Annotated in this window: 6 protein-coding genes; all 6 read left to right on the forward strand. The window is 53.6% G+C overall.

Features of this window, described 5'->3' with window-relative positions; genetic code table 11:
- The first annotated feature begins 822 nt into the window (after positions 1-822).
- The 6 genes from VGK14_RS00355 to VGK14_RS00380 all read left to right on the forward strand — a co-directional run bounded on the left by VGK14_RS00355 (position 823) and on the right by VGK14_RS00380 (position 7,059).
- The gene (locus VGK14_RS00355) at positions 823-1,671 is read left to right on the forward strand and encodes a hypothetical protein (protein ID WP_331506901.1); all 849 of its coding nucleotides are present in this window, start codon (positions 823-825) and stop codon (positions 1,669-1,671) included.
- Positions 1,672-1,989 carry a hypothetical protein gene (locus VGK14_RS00360; RefSeq protein WP_331506902.1) on the forward strand — a complete coding sequence of 106 codons (318 nt, stop codon included), beginning with the start codon at positions 1,672-1,674 and terminating at the stop codon, positions 1,987-1,989.
- Entirely contained in the window at positions 1,968-4,175 is a 2,208-nt protein-coding gene (locus VGK14_RS00365; RefSeq protein WP_331506903.1) for a MobA/MobL family protein, read from the forward strand. The genes VGK14_RS00360 and VGK14_RS00365 overlap by 22 nt, the downstream gene beginning before the upstream one ends.
- A 93-nt stretch (positions 4,176-4,268) precedes the next feature.
- Positions 4,269-4,517: a hypothetical protein gene (locus VGK14_RS00370; protein WP_331506904.1), complete on the forward strand. Its 249-nt coding sequence runs from the start codon at positions 4,269-4,271 to the stop codon at positions 4,515-4,517.
- A gap of 2 nt (positions 4,518-4,519) precedes the next feature.
- Entirely contained in the window at positions 4,520-4,996 is a 477-nt protein-coding gene (locus tag VGK14_RS00375; protein WP_331506905.1) for a hypothetical protein, read from the forward strand.
- 2 nt (positions 4,997-4,998) lie between these two features.
- Positions 4,999-7,059, forward strand: a complete 2,061-nt coding sequence (locus tag VGK14_RS00380; protein WP_331506906.1) for a DotA/TraY family protein — start codon at positions 4,999-5,001, stop codon at positions 7,057-7,059.
- The last annotated feature ends 129 nt before the right edge of the window (positions 7,060-7,188 follow it).

Consider the following 7,188-nt stretch of genomic DNA (forward strand, 5'->3'; position numbering starts at 1 on the left):
CCACCCCACGATTTACCAATATTTACCAACTTTTGGCACAGTGCCTGTGCCAAGTTTGTGCCAAACCCAGATAGAGATTGGGATGCGCTTATATGCCCTTGGCACACTCGTAATAACTTAATGGTTGACATCGGCGCATCCGTCAAGTAACTTTGAATCGTGTGCAACTAGGGCATGAGCTGTAGAACTAGTTAGATAGTTTTCCTCCTGGCCGCCAGCTTTGTATCTGAGCGGCCCGGCACAAGCGGGAAACCGCAAGGGGGAAAAGGGTAGCCTCCAGCTGGCTTCGGGCATGGACTGAGGAGGGAATTGAGCTATATGCGCAATTCTCGGCAACACAGAATCCATAACAGATCTGGAAAGGCAGGCAGTTCAAGGGTTGTGGGCGTGAGTCCGACCCGCCCATCTAACCGGCAAAAAAAGAGCCCCGCCGCTGAGCGTTCCCCGCGTCAGACATAGGCCTCATTAGAGGCGGAGAGATCGAACTTCCTATGCCGTAACTCACCACGTTAGTGGTGTTACGGACTATTGGAAGATGGATCAACTACTCACGATCGAAGATCTCGCGCTAATACTGCGCAAATCAGTACACTCCATTAGAAACGACTTATCGCGTAACCCTGACGCGTTACCCCCTCGTTGCCGGCTGCCTGGTACGCTGCGCAACCTTTGGCGCAGACAAGATGTTGACGCTTGGCTAGCAAGCTACGTCATCTCACCGAACGAGGCAGCGCTTCCCCGGCCTGCCCGACGGGCTAGCGGCCTAAACAAAAAAGGGGCTCCCACAAAGGCTGAGCGGCTGCGTAGGCAGGGCCTCATCTAATGAGCATTGAGCTTCAGCGGGAAGGTGAAATTGACTTCACCAAGCCGCTTCCTCGCGCTCTTTTTCGCGATGCTCGCCTGAGCTTCGGCGCGAAGGGGCTATTTGCTTTCCTCTGGGATCTACCCAAGGGCTGGCAAATACGGCTTTCTCACTTATCCATGATGGGACCTGATGGTCGCGACGCCTTGCGTGCTCGCCTTCGCGAGTTGGAGGAGGTTGGCGGAATTCGGATTGAACCTATCCGTGATGAGGAAAGCGGTCGCGTTGCTGGCAAACGCTGGGTTTTGATCTCTGCTGACAGATGGGCAATTGAATCCCCTCTGGCAACCGCACCAGTGGCCGACCTCACCGAAGAACGGGTTTTCCGATCTTCGGTGAAACCAATCATCGGCAAAGCCGACACTAAGGTTCTGCAAGGGGTTAAGGTTTTGCAAAATGAAGCAGCAGCACCGCACGCGCAAGCGTGCGTCTCTGCCGATGCTGCTGCTACGCCTAGGGACAAACAAGGCCAAGGCCGCCGACGCCGTGGCGATGAGGCTGTGCAGCATGGCGTTGAAATCTGGACATCGTCTGATGCCGAAGGCTTACAGGTTCTTGTCGATCGCTACGGCGCGGAGCGCGTGAAGGAGGTTGCCAGTGGCATTGCTCCAGCTGCCGGCCACCGTGCCCCTTATTTGAGCGCAGTTGTCTCAGCCTTCCGGGCACTTGCCGATGCCGAAGCTCGGCTCGCAGCCGAAGCCAAAAAGCGAGACGAAGATACTAAGTGGGGAAACAAGCCCCATAAACGTTCACCTAAGGCTGAGTCCGAGCGGGCCAAATGGGACAGTTTCATAGTGAGGTCGCGCTAAATGGCCGAACTGCAGAAATTAATTGAGCGTGAAGCCAAGCTGAAGCGCAGGATCCGCGAGATCCAATCCAAAGCCAAAAGCGATCAGCGCAAGGAGCGCAATGCACGGCTTATTCGCTGGGGGATTGTCGTTGAGGCGTTGCTGAAAACCGGCGAAATCGAGACCGTAGAATGGGTAGATGTATGCCGAAAAATCCTCAAAAACGACCGCGAATTTGAGCTTGCGACATCAAATCTAATTTCCTCGTTGCCAAACGAGGCGCACTTAAATGTTTCTCACCCTTCGGATGAGAAACAGTGCGCACCTTCGGTGGACTGAATTCGATCGCGGCCATGGCGACTTTTCATCTCACCACAAAATTCGGTAGCAAGTCGCGGGGTGAACGCGGTGTTGATAAATTCGACTATATCAACCGCAATGGTCGCTTTTCCAAAAAGCACGAAGGGCCGCTTGTCTATGCGCTGAGCGGCAATATGCCCAGCTGGGCCTCCGATGATCCACGCGAATTTTGGATCGCGGCTGATGAATACGAGCGCGCTAACGGCGCCCTCTACCATGAAATTGAATTCGCCCTTCCTCGCGAGTTATCACTCGATTTGCAAATTGCCGCGGCAAATGAATTTGCTCGGCAGATTGTCGGCAACATACATCCCTATAGCCTTGGCATGCACGGTAATGACGGCAACCCACATGTTCACCTTATGTTCTGCGGTCGCAAACTGGATGGGATCGAGCGTAGTTCCGACTTATTTTTCAAACGCGCAAATAAAAAGAATCCAGAACTTGGGGGTTGCGTAAAAACTGCCACCGAAGAGCGCGGGAAAGAATGGGTAATTCAAATCAGACAGGATTGGCAGGACATTGCCAATCGTCATCTCTCTGCTGCTGGCAGCACAGCCAGAATTGATCATCGCAGCTACAAGGATCAAGGCCTAGACATTGCTCCTGGCGTGCATTTAGGACGGCGTGCTGTCCGCTCAGAACAAAAAGGCAGGTTAACCCGGAAGGGCGAAATCAACCGCAGCATTGCTGGGGTAAATGCCCAGCTCCGAAACACCCAAACCAAAATCCAGCAGGAGAAAAACCATGGAAGAAAACGAATCCTTGCCCGTGCTACTGAAAATCTCCGAGCAGCAGACCACAATATCGCAACAGCTCGCCGAAATCATCCAACTGCTGACCAGGTCAGACGAGCCCTCCATTCTAGAGATCTTGCAAGAGCTGTTGCTACCCATCACGCAGCGTCTGGACACGATCGAGGCGAAATTGACTGCAACGAAAACCTAGATCGCCGGCAGCAGTACAAAGCGCAGTTACTACAAAAGCACTACCACACCCAAATCTCGGCCGCCCTTGCGTCTCGCCTGACCTTTATCCAACAGAAAGAGGATGGATTAACCATCTCTTTCCAGGGCGGCCAGATCACCGATAAGGGTGATCGACTAGCTACCCGCTATGGCAACTCCCGTGAAGCCATAGCCACCATCGACCTGGCTATCGCCAAGGGCTGGAAACAGATCCGTGTTACTGGCTCGGAAAAATTCAAAACGCAAATTTACATTGAGGCCATGCGTGCAGGCCTCACCGTTGTTGGCTTCGAGCCTCCAGCGGAAATCCGCACGAAACTCGAAAAGGAGAAAATCATGTCGGAACAAGCCGGCGCTGGTGCAGCCATGACACCGGATCCATCCCCTGGTGAGAATCGAAATACCCGTTGGATTGAACCACTATCCAAAGCACGGAAGGAACTAGAGGCGCAGCAGAAGCTTGCCAGGGAGCGCATCCAGGAGCTTCACGAGATCGACATCAAAAAGCTCAAGGAGTCGTTGGCTGCACGCCTGGGCGGCACTGAGTATCAAAGCGCCCTGGAAAAGAAACGTAAGACGGCAGAGGCGCATAAAAACGCAGGATCTATAGGCAGGTTGGCAAAAGAATGGCAGGCAAAGATGGCGTATGGCAAAGCCCTGCAGATGTATGCACGACTGATTATGTTGCCCGAAGCAGTAAGGGAGATTGCAAAGGCCAATGAGCAAAACCAAGCACGTGAAAAACTCGCGGAAACGATTGCTTCACTCAACTTTGAAATAGGCAAGATTCAATACTATCAATGGCAAATCGAGCGCGGCCAGGACGTCGATCAAGAATTTCAGGACATCTGGATGAAGCGCCGAAAAACGTCCTCTCTCAAGGGCTGGCAAGAAGCCGTACTTCAACCAGTGTTCACAGCAGATGCAGCCCGGGAGCGTGCCCGCCTGCAGGCAGAGACTGAGGCCACAGAAAAGCTTCGGGAGTCTAAGCGCCAGGAACAAGCAAAGCGTGAGATTGCAGCTCAGCATAAAGCTGATCAGCTGCATGACCAGCTTTCCCAATCCGACCTTTCCAACAGTCAACGCGAAGCCATCGAGAGCGAAATGCACTACTTCGAGGCGCTGGCCAATGGCCATGACGAAGATGAAGCTCGCGAGCGTGCAGCAAAAAAATCTAATGCCCCGCGCCCAAGATAGCAAAAGCGGAGCGGGGCTAATTCTGTCCGGCCATCGTCGGGCGGCAACCCGACGTGACCGTAACCACAACCAACCTACATCGGAGGTTTGATCATGGCTATACCAAGTTTAACAAACGAAAGTCACATCATTGATCCAGTGATCCTGGAAGACATCGTCACTTCTGTAAATCCAGAGCTCATTGAAGGTCCTGACTTTGATTCTTTGATCGAGGCTAGCTGCGCGATCATCAAACCGCATATCAACGCTCTGGCAGCAGCCTATCGGGCGGCTTGTAGTACGGACATCGGCGGCGCTGCCGCACGCCACTTTCTTACACACTTATTGGAAGCGGAGGCTTAAACATGGAACAGCAGAAAAAGCGCGGCATCGTTCGGAGAGCCGCCAGCACAACAGCTCACCTATGGGCCAAATCGCTAGGCCTGGTTGGTCTGGCGGAGACGTTACAGCGCATCGGCAATAACGCCGGCGATCTCTTTCATCAAGCGAAATCCAGGATCCAGGACAAACCGGAAAACTACCGGCATGAAACCTTTGATGAGGCAGTTGCTCGACTGGGCCTTAATGAAGAGCACCTTCTCAGGCAAGCACAAGCTTTCAGAGTCCGTGCCTGGTCCTGGTTTGTATCAACCATGCTGGCAACCGTTTGGCTGGCCTACATTCCACACAGCAGCCATCCGGTGCAAGGCTTCCTGGTAGCCACAGCGCTTATTTTTATGTGCTTTGCGAAATGCATCACCTGGCATTTCCGCTTCTGCCAAATCCGAGATCAGGATCTATACGCTTTTGGCCCTTGGTTTCGCAATCCGGGGAGGTGGTAGTCATGGCTGCGGATCAACTACATGCTTTTGCACCCCCTGCAGGGGATGTTTCCGTCGATTATCTTAGATACACATTCGGCGCTGTCATCGATGCCCTGCAGGCGGGCGTCGATGTTCAGGGCAATCAGACTGTACTTGGGGCAATGATGGGCGAATTTAATATCGCCGTATTGTTCCTTGGCATGCTGTTCGTCATGTACACCACGATCAAGGCAACCTTGGACTCTGCCCATGATGGGCAGCTATTAGGCAAGTCCATGTCAGAGATATGGGTGCCACTGCGAACACTAATTGGTACCTCCCTGCTACTGCCACTGCAGACCGGGTTCAGTATCTTACAGATGGGGGTGCTCTGGCTGGCGCTGCAGGGTGTAGGCGTGGCGGACCGTATGTGGGATGTTGCCATGGACAAGCTGGCAATAGATGGCACCCTAGGCTACGTCAGCGTACCTAATCCTCGCGCATTGGCCGCGACGATCCTGCGTGGCGAAGTATGCATGGCAGCCATGAACCAACAATTTATTGGCTCAAACTCGCCAACTCGCATTGTCTTGGTCAAGGATGTTGCGCCAATGCTAGTCAATGGCAATGCGGCAGAGCAATTGCACTGGCGAGAGCAGCCGACCACACGTATCAATCCCGACACATGCGGCGCTCTGACCTGGCAGGAGAACTCCCAAGCGGACAGATCAGAGTCTAGCGCGGCAGCGGGCCCTATCCTGGCCGCTCATGCCATGGGAATAGAGCAAATGGTCAATGACTTGAGACCTGTAGCGGAGGCCATCGTTAATAACAAAGGTGCTCTGCCCAAGGGCGTGATCGAATCGACGGCGGCTAAATATCATGATTTGGTGCAGGCAGCCGCCAAGCAGGCCGTTGACGCATCGCCGGAGCTCGCAAAGCAGGTATTCATAAAGTCAGCAAAAGAAGGCGGCTGGGTCTATGCAGGCTCTTGGTACAATCATATGACCCGCATCAACGACAGCATTCAGGCTGCTGTCAATGCGTTACCCATAGCGCAACCAGCCACGATCGATCGAGTGGAAACGGCCATCGTTTTGCAGAACTATGAAGATGCCATGGCCGTCACGGATGAGTACATTAAGGATAGAGCAAACGCGCCGGACAGAGCCTATGACGCCGAAGTGGCGGATGCCTCAAGCGTTCGTTCAATGTCCGATGTCTGGCGTCTTTTCAATGCGCCGGCAATGCTCGGCATCAAGTCCTTGACCGAGCGTCTGGCCGGCGCCAATACATCTCCACTCGGGCAACTGCGTGCCATCGGCAATGACATGATCGGCATTGGCATCGCCGTGAAAACTGTTCATTTTGCGCTGGCCGGAGTTGCCAGCAGCCGGGTTGCGACATTAACCGTAGGCAATGTTTTTGAAGTTGGCGAAGCACTAAAAACATTGCAGGGAACGGTTGATTTTGTGACCAATAGCTTGTGGACCGTTGGCACATTCCTGGCTTGGTACTTGCCCGCTATTCCGGCAATTTTCTGGATTTCAGGAGTGACGCGCTGGCTAGTCTCTGTGGTCGAAGCCATTCTGGCCAGTCCGTTGATGGCTGCCATGACCATACATCCTTCGGGTGATGAGCTGGTTGGCCGTGCTGGCCCCGGCTATATGCTGATCCTGGCCATGGTAATGCAGCCGGCACTCCTGCTATTTGCCCTCGTGCTGTCCGTGCTCATGACTTACCCCTTGGGCTGGTTTGTAAATCACATTTTTTTGTCGTTGGTCGATGGCATCACTGCCGACAGCACAACAGGGCTGGTCGCATTCGTAGCGCTCTGCGGCCTTTATCTTGTGATGATGGTTTTTGCGATGCATGGCGCTTTCGCATTGATTCAGACTGTGCCTGATAACGTCATGAAATTCGTTGCAGCACAAGCCGGTGCGGCTAATCTCACTTCCGCCGACAAGCCCATCAGTAGCCTGGAAAATAACCCAGGCGGTGGCGGCGGCCACAACACCGGAGATGTATTAAATCGACGGCCAGATAAACAAGATCCACGAGGTAAATCAGGAGAATCAAATGAAGTTCATCTCGGAGGGTGAACGTTTATGGGGTGCCACGGCATAGGCTAGTGGATGTGCAGGCCGCAAGCGGCCTGCACTGTGATGGTGTAAACCGTTGCTGTCGCCCGTACTGGATGATGTGGTTGGGTTTGCTCTTCAAAGCCGCCC

The sequence above is a fragment of the Novimethylophilus sp. genome, assembly GCF_036504375.1.
Taxonomy (GTDB): Bacteria; Pseudomonadota; Gammaproteobacteria; order Burkholderiales; family Methylophilaceae; genus Novimethylophilus.

Excerpts from the sequence above, each read along its gene's own strand:
- VGK14_RS00355 (WP_331506901.1), top strand. The coding sequence starts at position 823 with ATGAGCATTGAGCTTCAGCGGGAAGGTGAAATTGACTTCACCAAGCCG.
- VGK14_RS00360 (WP_331506902.1), top strand. The coding sequence starts at position 1,672 with ATGGCCGAACTGCAGAAATTAATTGAGCGTGAAGCCAAGCTGAAGCGC.
- VGK14_RS00370 (WP_331506904.1), top strand. The coding sequence starts at position 4,269 with ATGGCTATACCAAGTTTAACAAACGAAAGTCACATCATTGATCCAGTG.
- VGK14_RS00375 (WP_331506905.1), top strand. The coding sequence starts at position 4,520 with ATGGAACAGCAGAAAAAGCGCGGCATCGTTCGGAGAGCCGCCAGCACA.
- VGK14_RS00380 (WP_331506906.1), top strand. The coding sequence starts at position 4,999 with ATGGCTGCGGATCAACTACATGCTTTTGCACCCCCTGCAGGGGATGTT.